20 protein-coding genes are annotated in these 20,595 nt (G+C 61.2%); 13 read left to right on the top strand and 7 right to left on the bottom strand.

Annotated elements, in window-relative coordinates; all coding sequences use genetic code 11:
* Position 1: 1 nt before the first annotated feature.
* Both rpmB and rpmG read left to right on the top strand, forming a co-directional pair.
* On the top strand, positions 2-235 hold the full coding sequence (rpmB, locus tag U5A08_RS28885) for a 50S ribosomal protein L28 (protein ID WP_003176907.1): 234 nt from the start codon (positions 2-4) through the stop codon (positions 233-235).
* An 11-nt stretch (positions 236-246) separates the two neighbouring features.
* Positions 247-402, top strand: coding sequence for a 50S ribosomal protein L33 (gene rpmG, locus U5A08_RS28880; RefSeq protein WP_003176906.1), 156 nt, complete (start codon positions 247-249; stop codon positions 400-402).
* A gap of 71 nt (positions 403-473) precedes the next feature.
* Here the strand turns inward: rpmG and U5A08_RS28875 are convergent, their stop codons facing one another.
* Positions 474-836, bottom strand: coding sequence for a cupin domain-containing protein (locus tag U5A08_RS28875; RefSeq protein ID WP_247398331.1), 363 nt, complete (start codon positions 834-836; stop codon positions 474-476).
* A gap of 230 nt (positions 837-1,066) precedes the next feature.
* On the opposite strand from U5A08_RS28875, the gene U5A08_RS28870 reads away from it, so the two are divergent.
* The gene (locus U5A08_RS28870) at positions 1,067-2,560 is read left to right on the top strand and encodes an aldehyde dehydrogenase (RefSeq protein WP_253400120.1); all 1,494 of its coding nucleotides are present in this window, start codon (positions 1,067-1,069) and stop codon (positions 2,558-2,560) included.
* A gap of 162 nt (positions 2,561-2,722) precedes the next feature.
* A complete protein-coding gene (locus U5A08_RS28865) occupies positions 2,723-3,865 on the top strand; it encodes an MFS transporter (RefSeq protein WP_321849527.1) in 1,143 nt (380 codons plus the stop codon).
* A 19-nt stretch (positions 3,866-3,884) separates the two neighbouring features.
* Here the strand turns inward: U5A08_RS28865 and U5A08_RS28860 are convergent, their stop codons facing one another.
* Entirely contained in the window at positions 3,885-5,450 is a 1,566-nt protein-coding gene (locus U5A08_RS28860) for a phospholipase D family protein (RefSeq protein ID WP_321849526.1), read from the bottom strand.
* A gap of 59 nt (positions 5,451-5,509) precedes the next feature.
* Positions 5,510-6,934: an aminotransferase-like domain-containing protein gene (locus tag U5A08_RS28855; protein WP_321849525.1), complete on the bottom strand. Its 1,425-nt coding sequence runs from the start codon at positions 6,932-6,934 to the stop codon at positions 5,510-5,512.
* Positions 6,935-7,099: 165 nt separating this feature from the next.
* Here U5A08_RS28855 and U5A08_RS28850 point away from each other — a divergent pair, with 165 nt between their 5' ends.
* Positions 7,100-7,324 carry a DUF1127 domain-containing protein gene (locus U5A08_RS28850; RefSeq protein ID WP_321849524.1) on the top strand — a complete coding sequence of 75 codons (225 nt, stop codon included), beginning with the start codon at positions 7,100-7,102 and terminating at the stop codon, positions 7,322-7,324.
* A gap of 1 nt (position 7,325) precedes the next feature.
* Here U5A08_RS28850 and U5A08_RS28845 read toward each other — a convergent pair whose 3' ends face one another.
* Entirely contained in the window at positions 7,326-8,618 is a 1,293-nt protein-coding gene (locus tag U5A08_RS28845) for an NAD(P)/FAD-dependent oxidoreductase (protein WP_253400115.1), read from the bottom strand.
* 115 nt (positions 8,619-8,733) lie between these two features.
* Between U5A08_RS28845 and U5A08_RS28840 the strand changes: the two genes are divergently transcribed.
* Positions 8,734-9,087, top strand: coding sequence for a YkgJ family cysteine cluster protein (locus U5A08_RS28840; protein WP_247401968.1), 354 nt, complete (start codon positions 8,734-8,736; stop codon positions 9,085-9,087).
* A gap of 65 nt (positions 9,088-9,152) precedes the next feature.
* Here U5A08_RS28840 and U5A08_RS28835 read toward each other — a convergent pair whose 3' ends face one another.
* On the bottom strand, positions 9,153-9,641 hold the full coding sequence (locus U5A08_RS28835) for an Lrp/AsnC ligand binding domain-containing protein (protein ID WP_003206849.1): 489 nt from the start codon (positions 9,639-9,641) through the stop codon (positions 9,153-9,155).
* A 155-nt stretch (positions 9,642-9,796) separates the two neighbouring features.
* Between U5A08_RS28835 and dadA the strand changes: the two genes are divergently transcribed.
* The 6 genes from dadA to U5A08_RS28805 all read left to right on the top strand — a co-directional run bounded on the left by dadA (position 9,797) and on the right by U5A08_RS28805 (position 15,897).
* Positions 9,797-11,098: a D-amino acid dehydrogenase gene (gene dadA / locus U5A08_RS28830; RefSeq protein WP_247401972.1), complete on the top strand. Its 1,302-nt coding sequence runs from the start codon at positions 9,797-9,799 to the stop codon at positions 11,096-11,098.
* A complete protein-coding gene (locus U5A08_RS28825) occupies positions 11,070-11,423 on the top strand; it encodes a RidA family protein (protein WP_247401974.1) in 354 nt (117 codons plus the stop codon). The genes dadA and U5A08_RS28825 overlap by 29 nt, the downstream gene beginning before the upstream one ends.
* Before the next feature lie 79 nt (positions 11,424-11,502).
* Positions 11,503-12,576 carry an alanine racemase gene (gene alr / locus U5A08_RS28820; RefSeq protein WP_321849523.1) on the top strand — a complete coding sequence of 358 codons (1,074 nt, stop codon included), beginning with the start codon at positions 11,503-11,505 and terminating at the stop codon, positions 12,574-12,576.
* 116 nt (positions 12,577-12,692) lie between these two features.
* Positions 12,693-13,241, top strand: coding sequence for a cupin domain-containing protein (locus U5A08_RS28815; protein ID WP_321849522.1), 549 nt, complete (start codon positions 12,693-12,695; stop codon positions 13,239-13,241).
* Between the two features lie 182 nt (positions 13,242-13,423).
* Positions 13,424-13,837, top strand: a complete 414-nt coding sequence (locus U5A08_RS28810) for a c-type cytochrome (protein ID WP_253400113.1) — start codon at positions 13,424-13,426, stop codon at positions 13,835-13,837.
* A gap of 137 nt (positions 13,838-13,974) precedes the next feature.
* Complete coding sequence (locus U5A08_RS28805) at positions 13,975-15,897, top strand: acetyl-CoA hydrolase/transferase C-terminal domain-containing protein (RefSeq protein ID WP_321849521.1); 1,923 nt, start codon at positions 13,975-13,977, stop codon at positions 15,895-15,897.
* Positions 15,898-16,031: 134 nt separating this feature from the next.
* Here the strand turns inward: U5A08_RS28805 and U5A08_RS28800 are convergent, their stop codons facing one another.
* Both U5A08_RS28800 and rep read right to left on the bottom strand, forming a co-directional pair.
* Positions 16,032-16,604 (bottom strand): xanthine phosphoribosyltransferase, encoded by a 573-nt coding sequence (locus tag U5A08_RS28800; protein ID WP_321849520.1) that lies wholly within the window; start codon positions 16,602-16,604, stop codon positions 16,032-16,034.
* A gap of 58 nt (positions 16,605-16,662) precedes the next feature.
* Entirely contained in the window at positions 16,663-18,672 is a 2,010-nt protein-coding gene (gene rep, locus U5A08_RS28795; protein ID WP_247401984.1) for a DNA helicase Rep, read from the bottom strand.
* A 255-nt stretch (positions 18,673-18,927) separates the two neighbouring features.
* Between rep and U5A08_RS28790 the strand changes: the two genes are divergently transcribed.
* Positions 18,928-20,592, top strand: a complete 1,665-nt coding sequence (locus U5A08_RS28790; RefSeq protein WP_253400110.1) for a putative bifunctional diguanylate cyclase/phosphodiesterase — start codon at positions 18,928-18,930, stop codon at positions 20,590-20,592.
* Positions 20,593-20,595: the final 3 nt, after the last annotated feature.

The following is a 20,595-nucleotide window of genomic DNA, read 5'->3' as shown; positions in this document are numbered from 1 at the left end:
CATGTCGAGAGTCTGTCAAGTTACCGGTAAGGGTCCGGTGACTGGGAATAACATTTCCCACGCAAATAACAAAACCCGTCGTCGTTTCCTGCCGAACCTGCAGCATCACCGCTTCTGGGTTGAAGAAGAGAAACGTTTTGTTCGCCTGCGTGTATCTGCCAAAGGCATGCGCATCATCGACAAGCGTGGCATCACTGTCGTGCTGGCCGAAATCCGTGCCGCTGGCAAGATCTAAGGAGCTCTATCATGCGTGAATTGATTCGAATGATCTCTAGCGCCGGTACTGGTCACTTCTACACTACCGACAAGAACAAGCGTACTACCCCGGACAAGCTCGAAAAGAAAATGTTCGACCCGCGCGTTCGCAAGCACGTGATCTACAAAGAAGGCAAAATCAAGTAATTGATTTTCTTCCTTGTGAAAAAAAGCCCGTATCTCACGATGCGGGCTTTTTTTTGCGTGGGATTTGTTGATCAGGCTTTCTGTTCGAATACCACGTAGATCTTGCGGCAGGGCTCCAGCACTTCCCAGGTGCCGCTGAAGCCGGCCGGGATCACGAAGCGGTCGCCGGCGCGCAAGGTCTTGGCGTTGCCCTCGGCATCGCGCAGTACGGAAACCCCCTGCACAATCTCGCAGTACTCATGCTCGGTGTAGTTGACCTTCCACTGCCCGACCTCACCTTCCCAGACCCCGGCGCTCATCTGGCCGCACGGGCTGTTGTAGTGGTTGTAGATCGTCTGCTCGGGATCGCCCTTGAGGATTTTCTCGGCAGCAGGGCGATAGCGATCGGCGGCGGTCTTGGCTTGGCTGAAATCGATGATGTCCTGGATGCTCATGTGCGTGTCCCGTCTGGCCTGCGGTTGGGGAGCCCAAAGTCTATGTTTATTAAAATGAACATCGCAAGGGCGTTTACCGGCGTTATGTCAAATATATTGATACATCCCCAGCCGCTGGTTTAGGGTGGTAGCTGCCTTTAGCCGAACAAATGGCTGGTGGGGCAAGCATTCTTTGAGGCTGCCTGGGCACATTGCCTGGCCCTTGTATTCAATAAGAGGAGGACACTCGCATGACCACCCTGACCCGTGCCGACTGGGAACAACGCGCCAAGGACCTGAAGATCGAAGGTCGCGCCTATATCAATGGCGAGTACACCGCTGCGGTTTCCGGCGACACGTTTGAATGCATCAGCCCGGTCGATGGCCGCCTGCTGACCAGCGTTGCCAGTTGTGACGTCGCCGACGCCCAGCGCGCTGTGGAAAATGCCCGCGCCACGTTCAATTCCGGTGTCTGGTCGCGCCTGGCACCGGCCAAGCGCAAGGCCACCATGATCCGTTTCGCCGCGTTGCTCAAGGCCAATGCCGAAGAGCTGGCGCTGCTGGAAACCCTGGACATGGGCAAGCCGATCAGCGATGCCCTGAACATCGACGTACCTGGCGCGGCGAATGCCCTGAGCTGGAGCGGCGAGGCAATCGACAAAATTTACGATGAGGTTGCCGCCACCCCTCACGATCAATTGGGTCTGGTGACCCGTGAGCCGATCGGTGTGGTCGGCGCCATCGTGCCGTGGAACTTCCCGCTGATGATGGCTTGCTGGAAACTCGGGCCGGCGCTGTCCACCGGTAACTCCGTCATCCTCAAACCGTCCGAAAAATCCCCGCTGACCGCCATCCGCATCGCGGCCCTGGCCGTTGAAGCCGGTATTCCAAAAGGCGTGTTCAACGTGCTGCCGGGTTATGGCCACACCGTGGGTAACGCGCTGGCGCTGCACATGGATGTCGACACCCTGGTGTTCACCGGCTCCACCAAAATCGCCAAACAACTGTTGATCCGCTCCGGTGAATCGAACATGAAGCGTGTGTGGCTGGAGGCGGGCGGCAAGAGCCCGAACATCGTGTTCGCCGATGCCCCGGACCTGCAAGCCGCCGCCGAATCTGCCGCCGGTGCCATTGCCTTCAACCAGGGCGAAGTCTGCACCGCCGGTTCGCGCCTGCTGGTGGAGCGTTCCATCAAGGATAAATTCCTACCGCTGGTGATCGCTGCGCTGAAGGGCTGGAAGCCAGGCAACCCGCTGGACCCGGCCACGAACGTCGGCGCGCTGGTGGACACTCAACAGATGAACACCGTGCTGTCCTACATCGAAGCCGGCCACGCCGACGGCGCCAAATTGGTGGCCGGCGGCAAGCGCATCCTTGAAGAGACCGGCGGCACCTACGTCGAACCGACGATTTTCGACGGCGTAACCAACGCCATGAAGATTGCCCAGGAAGAAATCTTCGGCCCGGTGCTCTCGGTGCTCACCTTCGACAGCGCCGAAGAAGCCATCGCCATCGCCAACGACACCCAATACGGCCTGGCCGCAGCGGTGTGGACGGCGGATCTCTCCAAGGCGCACCTCACCGCCAAAGCCTTGCGCGCCGGTAGCGTGTGGGTCAACCAGTACGACGGCGGTGACATGACCGCGCCGTTTGGCGGCTTCAAGCAGTCGGGTAACGGTCGCGACAAGTCGCTGCATGCGTTCGACAAGTACACCGAGCTGAAGGCGACCTGGATCAAGCTCTAAGCAACACCGCAGGTCCCCTGTAGGAGCGAGCTTGCTCGCGAAGAACTCAAAGACACCGCGTTCAACCAGACAGTACGCGTTATCGTTGGCGTTCTTCGCGAGCAAGCTCGCTCCTACAGTTCGTTTACAACCCTGAAAGTAGTTATCCACAGGAGCGTGGAAATGCGTTGGGCGACTTATTTCGCCGTCCTGGCCTCGGTGCTCAGCGTCGGCCTGGCGTTGGGCGTCAGCATGCCGTTGGTATCCCTGCGCCTGGAAGGCTGGGGCTACGGCAGCTTCGCCATCGGCGTGATGGCCGCGATGCCGGCCTTCGGCGTGCTGTTGGGGGCGAAGGTCTCCAGCCGGCTGGCGTCCTGGCTGGGCACCGCCCATCTGATGCGCTTGTGCCTGTGGGCGGGGGCGGTGTCCATCGGCCTGCTGGCGATCCTGCCAAGCTACCCGGTGTGGTTGGTGCTGCGGCTGATGATCGGGGTGATCCTGACCATCGTGTTTATCCTGGGTGAAAGCTGGATCAACCAGTTGGTGGTGGAGCAATGGCGTGGCCGGCTGGTGGCGCTGTATGGCTGCACCTATGCGCTGAGCCAACTGTCGGGGCCGTTGTTGTTGGGTCTGCTGGGCACCGACCATGATTATGGGTTCTGGGTGGGCGTAGGCCTGTTGACGCTGGCGCCGTTGCTGTTGCTGGGGCGTTCCGGGGCGCCGACCGCCGAGTCTTTCAGCGTGACGTTTGCCGAGCTGTGGCGCTTTTGCCGGAGCCTGCCGGCGATTGCCTGGGCGGTGGCGTTGTTCGCTGCGTTCGAGGCGATGATTCTGACGCTGCTGCCGGTGTATTGCCTGCAACAGGGCTTCACGGCCGAGGTCGCCCTGGTGATGGTCAGTACGGTGGTGGTGGGTGACGCGTTGCTGCAGTTGCCCATCGGCGCACTGGCCGACTACCTGCCGCGCCGCACGCTGTTCTTGAGTTGTGCCCTCGTGTTGCTGGCGTCGAGCCTGGCGATTCCGTTGTTGCTGCACACGCCGTTGATCTGGCTGGTGTGGGTGCTGTTCGGCGCCAGTGCGGGCGGGTTGTTTACGTTGTCGTTGATCCTGATTGGCGAGCGTTACCGCGACGATGCGCTGGTGCGCGCCAATGCCCACGTGGCGCAACTCTGGGGCATCGGTTGCCTGATCGGGCCGTTGGTGGCCGGTGCGGGCAGCCAGTGGGTCAGCGGGCAGGCGTTGCCGTGGCTGATGGCGGCGGGAGCGCTTGGGCTGGTGCTGCTGTTGTTGCGCCAGGGCGCGTTTGGCGTCGTGCAATCGGCCTGATACTGGTACTGCTAGGGTTTTACAGCATGCGTTCCAGGCCGACAGAGGTGGCGAACCAGGCATTGAAGCGGCGCCACCAACTGCCGGGCTCGCGGGTCAGGGTGTGCAGTTGCCCGTTATCCTCGGTCGTCCACACCACCTGGCCATCCTGTAGTTTTGCTTCGTAGCTCAATGCTGGCGCCATGCCTTGCAGCGCCAGGTTGCGCACATGCTCGGCCAGCTCCGGGCTGTCCACCAGCACGCCGACTTCGGTGTTCCACAGCACCGAGCGTGGGTCGAAGTTGAACGAGCCGATAAACGCTTTCTGCCGATCAAAAATCATCGCCTTGCTGTGCAGGCTGGAGTCCGAGCCAAGGAACGTGCCGCGACGAAACAGGTGTGGCCCGCTGCCTGTGCCGGGCGCACCCGGTTGGCGGCGCAACTCATAGAGTTTCACGCCGTGCTCCAGCAGCGCCTTGCGATAGGGCGCGTAGCCGCCGTGTACGGCCGGAACGTCAGTGGCTTCGAGGGAGTTGGTCAGCAGGCTGACCGAGACGCCCGCGTCCGCGCGCCCGGTCAGGTACACCAGGCCCGGCTGCCCCGGCACGAAATACGCCGAGATCATCACCAGCTCATGGTCGACGCCTTCCAGCTCCGGCGCCAGTTGGGTGGTCAGCAGCAGCCGTGGGTCTGGATCAGCCTTGGCGAGTACCTTGCTCGGGGCGTCCCACAGTGCCTGATTCCAGGCCCAGATCAGCTCGCTGCGCCAGATGTCCAGGCGCGGTTCGGTCTTGTAGATGCGTAGACGGTTGTAGAGCGCGTGGTTCTGTTGGCGCGATTGGGCCAGTGATGCTTCCAGGCGCAGGCGCCCTTTGCTCAAGTCGCCTTTGGACGGCAGGTTAGAGACGAACTCATCGATGGGTTTGCTCAGTGCGCTGTTCCAGTACTGGTCGAAACTGTGGCCCAGTTGCTCGGCCACCGGTCCCACGCTGAGCATGTCGATATCGGTGAAATTCAGGTTCGGTTCGGCGTCGAAATATTCGTCGCCCAGGTTGCGCCCGCCGACGATGGCTGCGCTGTTGTCCGCCAGCCACAGCTTGTTGTGCATGCGGCGATGTTGCCGCGACAGGTTGAGCAGGCGCCCCACGGCCCGTGTCACGCCGGTGCTGCGCCCCAGGTGCAGCGGGTTGAACAGGCGAATCTGGATGTTGGGGTGGGCGGCGAGGGTGGCGATGACCTGATCGAGGCCGTCGCTGGTGGTGTCGTCCAGCAGGATGCGCACGCGCACGCCACGGTCGGCGGCCTTGAGCAGTTCATCCACGAGCAGGCGCGTGCTGATGCCGTCGTGGACGATGTAGTACTGCAGGTCGAGGCTGGTCTGGGCGTTGCGGATCAGTTCGGCGCGGGCCATGAACGCCTCGCTGCTGTTGGGCAGCAAGCGAAAGCCGGAGCGGCCCTGATGTGGCGCGGCCTGGGCCTGGATCGAGCGCCCGAACGACGACTGCGTCGCCGGCACGCTGGGGATGCGCGGCACATCGACCGTAGCGCAGCCGCCCAGGGCCAGGGCGCCCGCCAGGAAAAACGCTAAAAGCCGTCGAGTCTTCAAGGGCGCTGCTTCCACATCAGGGCGGTTGTCGACATATGACGGCTATTTCCCGGGAAAGGTCAGTCGGCGGCCTCGGCCAGCATCTTGCTCGCGGTGGCGCCGACCTTGCGCACCGCCTCTTCAATCTGCGGCGTTGGTTTGGCAGCGTAGTTCATGCGCAGGCAGTTCCTGTACTTGCCGGAAGCTGAAAAGATACTGCCCACGGCGATTTGTACGCCTTGTTCCATCAGCGCACGGTTGAGCTTGAGGGTGTCGAAGCCTTCCGGCAGCTCAATCCACAGCATGAAGCTGCCTTGAGGTCGGCTGGCGCGGGTGCCGGCGGGGAAATAACGGCTGACCCAGTCGAGCATCAAGTCGCGATTACGTTGGTATTGCGTGCGCATCCGCCGCAAATGCGGTTCGAAATGGCCGCCTTTGAGAAATTCAGCGATGGCGATCTGCGGCTGGGTCGCGGTGGAGCCGGTGCTGATGTATTTCATGTGCAGCACCCGCTCCAGGTAGCGGCCCGGAGCGACCCAGCCAATCCGCAGGCCCGGCGCCAGGGTTTTCGAGAACGAGCTGCAGAGCAATACGCGACCATCTTCGTCGAAGGATTTGATGGTGCGCGGGCGCGGGTAGCTGTAGGCCAGTTCGCCATACACATCGTCTTCGATGATCGCCACGTCAAAGCGCTGGGCCAGGGTCAGCAGCGCCCGCTTGCGCGCCTCCGGCATGATGTAGCCCAAGGGGTTGTTGCAGTTGGGGGTCAGTTGAATGATTTTGATCGGCCACTGTTCCAGGGCCAGTTCCAGGGCTTCGAGGCTGATGCCGGTGAGTGGGTCCGTAGGAATTTCCAGGGCTTTCATGCCCAGGCCCTTGAGGGTTTGCATGGCGCCGTGGAAGCTCGGCGAGTCTACTGCGACGATATCGCCCGCCTCGCAAATGGCACGGATGCTGGCGGACAGCGCCTCATGGCAGCCGGTGGTGATCACGATGTCTTCGGCGGTCAATTGGCAGCCGGAATCCAATGACAGTCGAGCGATTTGCTCGCGTAATTCCATACAGCCGAGGATGTTGTCGTAATACAACCCCGGCAGATCCTGGCGCCGACTGACGCGGGCCAGGCTGCGTAGCAGGGGCTTGAGGGTGGGCGACAACACGTCCGGCATGCCGCGGCCCATCTGTATGACATCTTTACGCGGCACTGCGCGAATCAACTCGAGCACCTGGTCCCACTGGGAAATTTCCACCGGGCGCTGGGCCGGGCGGCCGACTTCGGGCAAGGCCGGCAGCTCACGGCTCGCGGGCACAAAGTAACCGGACTTGGGCTTCGGCATCGCCAGGCCGTTGTCTTCCAGCACGCGATACGCTTGCTGCACGGTGCTCAGACTGACTCCGTGTTCCACGCTCAAGGCCCGTACAGAAGGCAGCCTATCGCCGGGGCGGTAGAAGCCCTGCTCGATGCGGGTGCCCAGCAATTCGGCGAGGTTGACGTAAAGGGTCACGGCGATCACTCCCAAAGGACCAGTACAGATCCAGGGAAAATACAGGATTCAGCCGTTCGTGGGCAGTGTCTGTATGGATTTAATAAAATTTGGTTGAATCTGTAATGGTTTTGTCCGCCCGCCCATTCTAGTCACTCATGGCAACCAGCAAATGAGGGCAGCAAAATGAACGGCATGAGCGATGTGCGGCTGACGTTACGCAGTCAGGAACTGGAAGCAGGGCAGGAGCCGGCGATGTCGACCCTGACGCGCAACCGCTGGAGCCTGTTCTGGTGCCGCCGCCACACGCGCAAGGCGTTGCTGGACCTGACTGCCGAGCAACTGCGGGATATCGGGCTGACCGCCGAGCAGGCGCGCCAGGAAGGCTTGAAGCCGTTCTGGCGCAGTTGAGTCACACCCGTTCTTTCAGCCGGTGCCAGAGCATCCCCAGCGCCAACAGCGGCGAGCGCAAGTGCTTGCCGCCGGGGAAGGTGATGTGCGGCACCTGGGCGAACAGATCGAAACGTCCCTGCTGCTGGCCGCTGATGGCTTCGCCCAGCAGCTTGCCCGCCAGGTGCGTAGCGTTGAGGCCATGACCGGCGTAGGCCTGGGCGTAATACACATTGGGTTGATCCGCCAATCGGCCGATCTGCGGCAAGCGGTTGGCACCGATGCCGATCATGCCGCCCCATTGGTAGTCGATCTTCACGTCGGCCAGTTGCGGGAATACCTGCAACATCTTTGGTCGCATGTAGGCGCTGATGTCCTGGGGGTCGCGGCCGGAATAATGACAGGCGCCGCCGAACAGCAGGCGACGGTCGGCAGACAGGCGGAAGTAGTCCACCGTCACCCGCTGATCACACACCGCCATATTTTGCGGCAGCAACTGGGCGGCCTGGGCTGCGCTTAGCGGCTCGGTGGCGATGATGTAACTGCCGGCGGGCAGCACTTTGCCGCTCAGTTGGGGGTTCAGGCCATTCAGGTAGGCGTTGCAGGCCAGCACCAGGGTCTTGGCGCGCACATTGCCGCGGGCAGTGTGTACGTTGACCTCGGGGCCGTAGTCGATGCGCGTCACTTCGGAGTGCTCGAACAGTTGTGCGCCCAGTTGCTCTGCGGCGGCGGCTTCGCCGAGGGCCAGGTTCAGCGGGTGCAGGTGGCCCGAACCCATGTCGATCATGCCGCCTACATAGCGGTCGGAGCCGATCACGCTGCCCATTTCGCCGGCTTGCAGCAGGCGTACTTCATGGCGATAGCCCAGGCTGCGCAACTCTTCGGCGTCTTCGGCGAGGCCGAGCAGGTCGCGGGGTTTGTTGGCCAGGTCGCAGTAACCCCAGGTCAGGTCACAGGCGATCTGGAAGCGCTCGACGCGCTCGCGCACGATTTCTACCGCCTCCAGGCCCATCAGTTTCATTTGGCGCACGCCGTCGGTGCCGATCACATTGGCGAACTGCTCCAGGCCGTGGCCGACGCCGCGAATCAATTGGCCGCCGTTGCGCCCGCTGGCACCCCAGGCAATCTTGCGCGCTTCCAGCAGCACCACGCTGAACCCGCGTTCGGCCAGCTCCAGGGCGGTGTTGAGCCCGGAAAAACCACCGCCGATCACGCACACGTCGGCAACCCTTTCGCCGGCCAACGCCGGGTAGTCGGGTTGCGGCAGGCTGCTGGCGGCGTAGTAGGAAGCGGTGTGCCGGGCACTGGCAGTCATGGGGAATATCCCTGTTTGGAAAACTTGACGCAGGATACAGCGGTCGGACGAAGCTGTCTCACCGTGGGCTTTTGCGGCAGAATCCACGCCTATTCGCCGTTCGGTACGTGTTTCGATGAGTTGCAACAGTCAGAAAATCAGCGCATTGCGCCGACAGATTCCCTCGTTCGAGTGCGTCCCCGGCTGCCACGATTGCTGTGGGCCGGTGACGACTTCACCCGAGGAAATGTCGCGCCTGCCGCGTAAGACCGCTGCCGAGCAGGAAGCTGCCATGGACGAATTGAACTGTGTCCACCTGGGCCCCAATGGCTGCACGGTGTATGACGAGCGCCCGCTGATCTGTAGGCTTTTCGGCACCACAAAGACCTTGCCGTGCCCCAATGGGCGGGGGCCGGTGGAGCTGATTCACCCGCGCGTCGAGAAGCAGATCCATGAATACATGGCGAGTACCCGGCAGGTGCTGGTCTAACCGATGGATGCGGTCAAAATGTGGGAGGGGGCAAGCCCCCTCCCACATTGGCCTGATTGCGGCGGTCAGTCGGGGATCGGCAGATTGAGGCTCTCTTTCACCTCTTCCATCACGATATAGCTCTTGGACTCCCGCACATGGGGCAGTTTGAGCAGGATGTCGCCGAGCAACTTGCGGTACGAGGCCATCTCGGAAATCCGCGCTTTCACCAGGTAGTCGAAGTCCCCCGACACCAGGTGGCACTCCAGCACATGGGGCAATTTCAGCACGGCGCGGCGGAATTCTTCAAAGGTGTCGCCGGATTTGTAATCGAGGCTGATCTCGACAAATACCAGCAAACTCCCCTTCAAATGCTGGGGGTTGAGCCGTGCGTTGTAGCCCATGATGATCCCTTCACGCTCCAGGCGGCGCACGCGCTCGGTGCAGGGGGTGGTCGACAGCCCGACCTTTTCCCCCAGCTCCGTGAACGAAATTCGCCCGTCGGCTTGTAGGATGCGCAGGATGTTGCGGTCGATCTTGTCCAGCTCCCGCTTAGTCTGGGTGTTGGTACGCATAGGGGATACGCCTCTGTTAAAAGGGTTTTTGCCGAGAATTGTCGCCAAATATAAGCATTTATATAGTGAAATGCACTGGTGATTGCTTTTTATACTGCTCACATTATTGCTCGAACAACACACGTCGGCGGTCAAGCCGCGATGAGGATATGAAAATGCGCGTTCTGGTCTTGGGTAGCGGCGTCATTGGTGTGACCAGTGCCTACTATTTGGCGCGAGCCGGTTTTGAGGTGGTCGTGGTCGATCGTCAGCCTGCCGCTGCCATGGAAACCAGTTTCGCCAACGCCGGCCAAGTGTCTCCAGGCTACGCTTCGCCCTGGGCGGCGCCGGGTGTGCCGCTCAAGGCCATCAAGTGGCTGCTGCAACGCCACGCGCCGCTGGCGATCAAGGCCACCGCTGATATCAACCAATACCTGTGGATGGCGCAGATGCTGCGCAACTGCACCGCCAGCCGGTATGCGGTGAATAAGGAGCGCATGGTCCGCCTGTCCGAGTACAGCCGCGACTGCCTCGACGAGCTGCGCGCTGAAACCGGCATTGCCTACGAAGGCCGCAGCCTCGGTACGACCCAACTGTTCCGCACCCAGGCCCAGCTCGATGGGGCGGCCAAAGACATCGCCGTGTTGAAAGAGTCCGGTGTGCCGTTCGAATTGCTCGACCGCGCCGGCATCGCCCGCGTCGAACCGGCCCTGGCCAGCGTCACCGACATCCTCGCCGGTGCCCTGCGCCTGCCGAACGACCAGACCGGCGACTGCCAGATGTTCACCACCCACCTGGTCGAAATGTGCAAGCAGTTGGGCGTGGAGTTCCGTTTCGAACAGGACATCCAGCGCCTCGACTACGCCGGTGATCGCATCAACGGCGTGTTGATCGACGGCAAGCTGGAAACCGCCGACCGCTACGTACTGGCCCTCGGCAGTTACTCGCCGCAGTTGCTCAAGCCGTTGGGGATCAAGGCGCCGGTATACCCGCTCAAGGGCTACTCGCTGACCGTGCCGATCACCAACCCGGCGATGGCGCCGACGTCGACCATTCTCGACGAGACCTACAAGGTCGCTATCACCCGTTTCGACAACCGTATCCGTGTCGGCGGCATGGCTGAAATAGCCGGTTTTGACCTGTCGCTGAACCCGCGTCGGCGTGAAACCCTGGAGATGATCGTCAACGACCTTTATCCTCAGGGCGGCGATCTGAGCGAAGCGATCTTTTGGACCGGGCTGCGCCCAACCACTCCCGACGGTACGCCGATTGTCGGCGCCACCCCGTTCAAGAACCTGTTCCTGAACACCGGCCACGGCACCCTCGGTTGGACCATGGCATGCGGTTCCGGTCGTTTGCTGGCGGATCTGATGGCCAAGAAAACCCCGCAGATCAGCGCCGAAGGCCTCGATATTTCCCGTTATGGCAACCACCAGGAGTCTGAAAAACATGTCAATCCAGCGCCAGCTCACCAATGAGCGCATGAGCCAGATCGTTGCCCACAGCGGGACCGTGTATTTGTCAGGGCAGGTCGGCGATGACCTGAGTGCCGGGGTTGAACAGCAGACCCGTGAAGCGCTGGCTACTATCGAGCGCCTGCTGGACCTGGCCGGTACCGACAAGACCAAGTTGCTGTCGGTGACGATCTATATGAAAGACATTGACGCCGATTTCGCCGGCATGAACTCAGTGTGGGACACGTGGCTGCCTAAAGGCGTTGCCCCGGCCCGCGCCACGGTTGAAGCGAAACTGTGCGAACCGCAAATCCTGGTGGAGCTGTCCGTCGTGGCCGCCCTGCCTTAAGCAACGATCCCTCTCCCGGCACCGATGTTGTTGGTCGGTGCCGGTTTTTTTTCACTCTGCCGCCTAGAAGCCTGCCGCCATGCGTCCAGCCCGTGCCCTGATCGACCTCCAAGCCCTGCGCAACAACTACCAATTGGCCCGTGAAGTCACGGGGGCCAAGGCCCTCGCCGTGGTCAAGGCCGATGCCTACGGCCATGGTGCCGTGCGCGTGGCCCAGGCGCTGGAAGCCGAGGCCGATGGTTTTGCCGTGGCGTGTATCGAGGAAGCCCTGGAACTGCGGGCCGCGGGCATCCGCGCGCCGGTATTGCTGCTCGAAGGGTTTTTCGAAGCCGACGAGCTGCCGCTGATCGTCGAGCATGATTTCTGGTGCGTGGTGCATTCGCTGTGGCAACTGGAGGCCATCGAGCAGGCGGCCTTGCGCAAGCCCCTCACCGTGTGGCTCAAACTGGATTCGGGCATGCACCGCGTCGGCCTGCATCCCAAGGATTACCACGAGGCGTACCAGCGCCTGCTGGCCAGCGGTAAGGTGGCGAAGATCGTGCTGATGAGCCACTTCGCCCGCGCCGATGAGCTCGATTGCGTGCGCAGCAATGAACAAGTAGCGGTGTTCGAGGCGGCGCGCCAGGGTTTGTCGGCTGAGGTCAGCCTGCGTAATTCACCGTCGGTGATGGGCTGGCCGAATGTGCCCAGCGACTGGGTACGCCCCGGCATCATGCTGTACGGCACGACGCCGTTTGGTGAAGACCAGGCCATCGCCGCACGCTTGCAGCCGGTGATGACCCTGGAATCGAAAGTCATCTGCGTGCGCGAATTGCCGGCTGGCGAGCCGGTAGGCTACGGCGCCAAGTTCATCACCCCCAAACCGATGCGGATCGGCGTGGTTGCGATGGGCTATGCCGACGGTTATCCGCGTCACGCCCCCACCGGCACGCCGGTGCTGGTGGCGGGGCAGCGCAGCCAGTTACTGGGCCGCGTATCCATGGACATGCTGTGCATCGACCTCACCGACGTGCCCCAGGCCGGCCTCGGTTCCACCGTGGAGTTGTGGGGCAAGAACATCCTCGCCAGTGACATCGCAGTCGCCGCCGAGACCATCCCTTACCAGATCTTCTGCAACCTGCGCCGCGTGCCAAGGCTCTATTCCGGCGCTTGATCGGCCGTTACGAACGGCGCTGGCGAGGATTTAGGCTCAAGTGTTGTAAATACTGAACGCTGTCGCCATGATAACGCTCAATTACAACAAAGCCTGAATCCTAGGAGGCTCCCGCATTGGACGTCGGCGAACGACTGCAATCCATCCGTAAGCTGAAGGGTCTTTCCCAGCGTGAGCTCGCCAAGCGTGCGGGTGTCACCAACAGCACCATTTCGATGATCGAAAAAAACAGTGTCAGCCCTTCCATCAGTTCCTTGCGCAAGGTGCTGGGCGGCATCCCTATGTCGATGGTCGAGTTCTTTTCCGAGGAAACCCTCGAGGAAATACCGACCCAGATCGTCTATAAAGCCAACGAGCTGATCGACATCTCCGACGGCGCCGTCACCATGAAACTGGTGGGCCGCGCGCATCCGAGCCGGGCGATCACGTTTCTCAACGAAATTTACCCGCCTGGCGCCGATACCGGCGGAGAAATGCTCACCCATGAAGGCGAGGAAACCGGGATTTTGGTGGAAGGTCGCCTGGAGTTGGTGGTCGGTCTTGAAACTTTTGTGCTCGAAGCCGGCGATAGCTACTACTTTGAAAGCACCAAACCCCATCGTTTTCGCAATCCGTTCGATGTGCCGGCGCGACTAATCAGCGCAGCCACACCCGCGAACTTTTGACAGAAGAGGCGTCCTGCCAGCATTGCAGAGACACCCGCAGCCATATTCCGCGAAACTGAATCTCCCTTTGCTTAATAGGGTTGTTTCAGCCAAGCGGGCTAACCGTTATACTTTCGCCGCCTGCGAAACCGTGGCCGCAGGCGTGAATAGCCACCATTGAGGGTGAACGCGTGAACCTAATTATGAAAATGCTGGCTGTACCAGCAACCGTACTGGCCCTATGGGCTGTCAGCGCTCAAGCTGCGACCAATGATGACATTGCCAAGCGCCTGGAGCCTGTTGGCCAAGTGTGTGTGCAGGGGCAGGAGTGCAAAGGGATGGAAGTCGCCGCAACTGCGGGCGGCGGCGGCGGTGCAAAAACGCCGGACGAGATCATCACCAAGCACTGCAGTGCGTGCCACGGAACCGGCCTGCTGGGCGCCCCGAAAATCGGCGACACCGCCGCCTGGAAAGACCGCGCCGACCACCAGGGCGGCCTCGACGGCATCCTGGCCAAGGCGATCACGGGTATCAACGCCATGCCGCCAAAAGGCACCTGTGCTGATTGCTCGGATGCTGATCTGAAGGGCGCAATCAAGAAGATGTCCGGGTTGTAATCCAGCGATCTTCGTCAAAAATGCCGCTTACGAGCGGCTTTTTTGTGCCCTCGATTTATGTTTAGAGGCTGTTCTTTGCAGCAAAGACCCGCCACTCTCTGTCCAACCCCTAATCACGAAATGTTCAGGAGGGTCGGATGGTGCAGTTATGTTCAATCGAGCAAGCCGTTGACGACGTACTTGCGCGCTTGCCGGCGCATATCCACATGGGCTTGCCTCTGGGCCTGGGCAAGCCCAATCTGTTCGTTAATGCGCTGTACCGACGTATCGCCAAGCTGCCGGAGCGGGCGCTGACGATCTACACCGCATTGAGCCTGGGTCGCCCGGCGTTGGGCGATGGCTTGCAGAAGCGCTTCCTGGAGCCGTTTACCGAGCGGGTGTTTGGCGACTATCCCGAGCTGGACTTTCTCGCCGACCTGCATAAAGACAGTCTTCCGAAAAATATCCACATACAGCAATTTTTCCTGCAGCCCGGCAGCCTGCTTCACAGCCAATCAGCGCAGCAGGACTACATCAGCAGTAACTACAGCCATGCCGCGCGCGATATCTACGCCGCTGGCCTGAACCTGGTGGCGCAACTGGTGGCCAGCAGCGCCGAACACCCCGACCGGCTGAGCCTGAGCTGCAACCCCGATATCACCCTCGACCTGCTGCCGATGATCGCCAAGCGCCGCGCCGCCGGGGAAACCGTGCTGATTGTCGGCCAGGTCCACACCGATCTGCCCTACATGCCCGGTGATGCGGAGCTGGGCATGGATGCATTCGACTACCTGCTCGATGAGAAGGACAGCACCACGCTGTTCTCCACGCCGAATATGCCGGTGGGCTTCCAGGACCACTTTATCGGCCTGCATGCCAGCACGCTGGTGCGTGATGGCGGCACCTTGCAGATCGGGATCGGTTCGATGGGCGATGCGCTGACCGCCGCCTTGCTCGCGCGCCAGGCGGATAACGAAGCCTATCGGCTGCTGCTGACCGACCTCGATGTGTACCAGTGGGCGCCGCTGATCAGCCGTGAAGGCGGCGTCGAGCCCTTTGCGCAAGGCCTCTATGGTTGCAGCGAAATGTTCGTCAACGGCCTGCTGGTATTGGCGGATGCCGGGATTGTGCGGCGCAAGGTCTATCCGGATGTGGCGACCCAGGAACAGGCGAATGCCGGTCTGCTCGATGACGCGGCACAGCCCGACGGCATTTCGATCCATGGCGGTTTTTTCGTTGGCCCGCGCAGTTTCTACCAGCGTTTGCAGGACATGCCGCTCGCCAAGCGCCAGGCATTCAACATGACGCGCATCAGTTACATCAACGAGCTGTACGGGCAGGAAGAGCTCAAGCGTTTGCAGCGTCTGGATGCGCGGTTTATCAACAGCGCGATTGTGGTGACCTTGCTCGGCGCCGGGGTTGCCGACCAACTGGAAGGTGGGCACGTGCTCAGTGGCGTGGGCGGGCAGTATAACTTTGTTGCCCAGGGCCACGCGCTGGAGGGCGCGCGCTCGATCCTGATGCTGCGCAGTTGGCGCGAAGCGGGGGGAGAGGTCAGTTCCAATATCGTTTGGGAGTACGGCCATTGCACCATCCCGCGGCACCTGCGGGACATTGTGATCACCGAATACGGAATTGCCGACTTGCGCGGTCAGACCGACGCCAAGGTGATCGAAGCGTTGCTCAACATCACCGACTCCAGGTTCCAGGGCGACTTGATCGAGCAGGCGCAAAAGGCCGGCAAGTTGCCCCAGGATTTCCAGCTGGCCCCGCGCTTTACCGACAATACCCCGGAGCGGCTGCAGAGCCTTCAGGCACGGCATCGCCGATTGTTTCCGGAGTATCCGATGGGCACTGACTTCACGGATGAGGAACGGGATCTGCTGCGGGCGTTGAACTGGCTCAAGAGCAAATTCAAGCTGAGCGAGATTTTCGACTTGGGCAAGGCGGCGCTGGATGCACCGGAGCCGGAGGCGTTTCCCGAGCATCTGAAGCGGATGGGGTTGGATAAGCCTGAAGGTTTGAAGGAGGACGTGTATCAGCGGCTGTTGCTCGCCGGCCTCCAGGCCACCGCGCACTAAAAACCAATACAAAACCAAATGTGGGAGGGGGGCTTGCCCCCGATAGCAGTGGATCAGCCAACACATTTGGTAACTGATACACCGCTATCGGGGGCAAGCCCCCTCCCACATTTTTTACCGCGTTCCGTCAGCGATTACTCGATGAAGGTAACGACACCCCCGCTCAGCGACTTCACCCGCGCCAGCGATTCAACCCGATAACCCTGCGCATCCAGTTCGGCACGCCCACCCTGGAACGACTTCTCGATCACAATCCCCACGCCGGCAACGGTGGCGCCGGCCTGTTTGATGATCGAGATCAGCGCCTGGGATGCTTTGCCGTTGGCCAGGAAGTCATCGATGATCAGCACGCGGTCGCTGCTGGTCAGGTGGCGCGGCGAGATCGCCACGGTGCTTTCGACTTTCTTGGTGAAGGAATACACCGTCGCCGACAGCAGGTTTTCGGTCAGGGTCAGGGACTGTTGCTTACGGGCGAAGATTACCGGCACGCCGAGGTTCAGGCCGGTCATGATCGCCGGGGCAATCCCCGAGGCTTCGATGGTGACGATCTTGGTGATGCCCGCATCCTTGAACAGCGCGGCGAATTCGTCGCCGATCAGTTTCATCAGCGCCGGGTCGATCTGATGGTTCAGAAACGCGTCGACCTTGAGTACCTGATCGGAAAGCACGACGCCTTCTTCGCGAATTTTCTTGTGCAGTGCTTCCACGGAACGCTTCCTCTAATGGCGCGCAGTGCGCCGAAAGTAGATTAAAAAATAGTCAATTCTAGCGCTTTAACATCGCGCGTATATCCGCCAGGGCGGTGTTGCCGCGAACGGCCTTGACCTCGGTCGGGGTGTCGTCATTGCCTTCCCAGGCCAGGTCGTCCGGCGGCAGTTCGTCGAGGAACCGGCTGGGGGCACAATCGATGATTTCGCCGTATTGCTTGCGCTTGGCGGCAAAGGTGAAGGCCAGTGTCTGACGCGCACGGGTAATGCCCACGTAGGCCAGGCGCCGTTCTTCCTCAATGGTGTCGGCTTCGATGCTGGAGCGGTGCGGGAGGATTTCCTCTTCCATGCCCATGATGAACACGTAGGGAAATTCCAGGCCCTTGGACGCATGCAAGGTCATCATCTGTACGCCTTCGGCGCCGTCTTCCTCTTCCTGCTGGCGCTCGAGCATGTCGCGTAGCACCAGCTTGCCGATGGCGTCTTCGACGGTCATTTCGCCGTCTTCGTCTTTTTCCAGGGTGTTCTTCAGCGCTTCGATCAGGAACCAGACGTTGCCCATGCGGTAATCCGCGGCCTTGTCGCTGGAACTGTTGGTGCGTAGCCAGTTTTCATAGTCGATGTCCATGACCATGCTGCGCAGGGCGCTGATCGGGTCTTCGCCGGCACACTGCTCGCGCACTTTGTCCATGAAGCGCTTGAAGCGCGACAGGCGATCGGTGAAGCGCGTGTCCAGGTGTTCGCCCAGGCCGATTTCGTCGGTGGCGGCGTACATCGAGATCTTGCGTTCGGTGGCGTAGTTGCCGAGTTTCTCAAGCGTCGTCGAACCGATTTCCCTGCGTGGGACGTTGATCACCCGCAGGAAGGCGTTGTCATCATCCGGGTTCACGATCAGCCGGAAGTAGGCCATCAGGTCTTTCACTTCCTGGCGTCCGAAAAAGCTGTTGCCGCCCGACAGACGATACGGAATCTGGTGGTGCTGCAGCTTCAGCTCGATCAACTTGGCCTGGTAGTTACCGCGATACAGGATCGCAAAGTCGCTGTAGGGTCGGTCGGTGCGCAGGTGCAGGGTCAGCAGTTCGACGGCCACGCGCTCGGCTTCGGCGTCTTCGTTGCGGCAGCGGATCACGCGGATCTCATCGCCGTGGCCCATCTCGCTCCACAGTTGTTTTTCAAACTCGTGGGGGTTGTTCGAGATCAGTACGTTGGCGCAGCGCAGGATACGGCTGGTAGAGCGGTAGTTCTGCTCCAGCATCACCACTTTCAGGGACGGGTAGTCGACCTTGAGCAGCATCAGGTTTTCCGGGCGGGCGCCGCGCCAGGCGTAGATCGACTGGTCGTCGTCGCCCACCACGGTGAACTGGTTGCGCTTGCCGATCAGCAACTTCACCAGCAGGTACTGGCTGGCGTTGGTGTCCTGGTATTCGTCCACCAGCAGGTAGCGCACCTTGTTCTGCCACTTTTCGAGGATGTCGGCGTGTTCCTGGAACAGCTTGACCGGCTGCAGGATCAGGTCGTCGAAGTCGACCGCGTTGAACGCCTTGAGCGTGCGCTGGTAGTGGGTGTAGACGATGGCGGCGGTCTGTTCCTTGGGGTTGCGCGCGTTTTCCAGGGCTTCGGGCGGCAGGACCAGGTCGTTTTTCCAGGCGCCGATCATGTTCTTGATCTCGTCGACGCCATCGTCGCCCGCGTATTCCTTCTGCATGATGTCGGTCATCAGGGCTTTGACGTCGGTCTCGTCGAAGATCGAGAAACCCGGCTTGTAGCCCAGCCGCGCATGCTCCTTGCGGATGATGTTCAGCCCCAGGTTGTGGAAGGTACACACGGTGAGGCCACGGCCTTCGCCACCCTTGAGCAGGGTGCCGACACGCTCTTTCATTTCCCGCGCCGCCTTGTTGGTAAAGGTCATGGCGACGATGTACTGGGCGCGGATGCCGCAGTTCTGGATCAGGTGCGCGATCTTGCGGGTGATCACGCTGGTCTTGCCGGAGCCAGCACCGGCGAGCACCAATAGAGGGCCGCCGACGTAGTTCACGGCTTCTTGCTGCCGGGGATTGAGTCGGGACATACAGAGTTCAGGGAGTCATTGTTCAAAAGGGCGGGCATTTTAACAGGCTGGCAAGATTCTGCTGCCTTGGATCGACGGTGTGACGTACCACTCGATCTAAATTTGCCGCTTTTGCTACTTTGCCGCAGGATGTGCGGGTATTTGCGACTATTGTGCGCATTGTTTGTATTTGATAAACATTATCATTGGTGGTTACTAGGCCGCACGTCATAATGCCCGCCGCCAACGAAATCTTGCAGAGTCTAGGGAGCTAGCTTGTCTACGCCTGTCGAACCCTTGCGTTTGCTGCTGCTGGCCGATGCGCCTGAGTGGGCAGCATTGTTGCGCGAGTGCCTGGCGCCGATGGGCGATGGGGCGGTGCTGATCAGTGCGCCCAACTGGGACTCGGTGAGTCGTCTGTTCGAGGACGACCACAGCGCCGTGCTGTTGACCACGCCCAACCTGCAACCCGGCCCGGGGCGGTGCAGCTTGCCGTGCGTGTTGTTGCTGGAACTGGAGCCACTGGTGGCGCCCCTGGGGGTCAGTGACTGGCTGGTCCGTCATGCCATGGACACCGCCACCCTGCGCCGCTGCCTGCGCCATGTGCGCGAGCGCGGCGTGTTGGAAAATACCCTGCAGCGCCTGGCCGAACAAGACCCGCTGACCGGCATCGCCAACCGCCAGGGCTTCCAGACCCTGCTGGCTGCGCGCCTGGCCGACAACGAAGGTCGCGGCCTGGCCCTGGGTCACCTGGACCTCGACAACTTCCGCCACGCCAACGATGCCCTCGGCCACCAGGCCGGCGACCGGTTGATCCTGCAAGTGGTCTCGCGGCTCAAGAGCCAGCTCGAAGCCGGCGACCAGTTGGCACGCCTGGGCAGCGATGAGTTTGCCTTGCTGATCGACACCCGCCGCGCACCCCAGCGTGCCGAATGGATGGCCGAGCGCATCACCGAAGCCATGGCTGAACCGTATTGGGTGGATGGCGAAAGCCTGCTGATCGGTTGCAGCCTGGGCGTCGCGCATGCCCGCGCGCGTGCCGGCGCCGACCCGCTGATGTGGCATGCCCATATCGCCATGCAGCAAGCCAAGAGCACCCAGGGCTGCACCTTTCATATCTTCAACGAACGCATCAACCGCAACGCCCGCAGCCTGGCCGACCTGGAAAGTGAATTGCGCCGAGCGCTGCGGCGCGACGAACTGGAACTGCATTACCAACCCCGCCTCGACCTGGACGACGGCCATATCGTCGGCCTCGAAGCGCTGGTGCGCTGGCGTCATGGCGAGCGCGGCCTGTTGCCGCCCAGCGAATTCGTGCCCCTGGCCGAACAGAGTGGGTTGATTGTTCCGCTGGGTTACTGGGTGATTTCCCGGGCCCTGCGCGACATGCAGGACCTGCGCGAACGCGGCCTGCCGCCGCTGCATATGGCGGTCAACCTGTCGTTTCGCCAGTTCCAGGACAGCCAATTGCTTTCGACCCTCAGCCGGCTGATTACCGAGCGCGGGGTGGATGCGCAATGGCTGGAATTCGAGCTGACCGAAACCGCCGTGATGCGCCGCAGTGATCTGGTCAAGCAGACCATGGACGCCCTCGGTCGCCTCGGTGTGCGCTTTTCCCTCGACGACTTCGGCACTGGTTTCTCATCGTTCGTACACCTCAACAGCCTGCCGATTGCCTTGTTGAAAATCGACAAGAGTTTTGTCGGCGGCATGGAAGAGCGCGAAGAAAACCGCAAGCTGGTTCACGCCATGATCAACCTGGCCCACAACCTGAATCTGGAAGTGGTGGCCGAAGGCGTAGAAACCGCAGAACAGTTGGCGCTGTTGCGTTTGTTTGGTTGCGACCAGGCCCAGGGGTACCTGATCAGCAAACCGCTGCCGTTGCCGGAGCTGGTGGATTACCTGACGTTTGGCAAGGACCAGCAGGCTTTATTGGGCTAGCTC

Source organism: Pseudomonas paraveronii (assembly GCF_963681955.1).
GTDB classification, from domain to species: Bacteria; Pseudomonadota; Gammaproteobacteria; order Pseudomonadales; family Pseudomonadaceae; genus Aquipseudomonas; species Aquipseudomonas paraveronii.
Note: the sequence above shows the minus strand (reverse complement) of the source record. Positions and strands in the feature narration are given on the sequence as shown.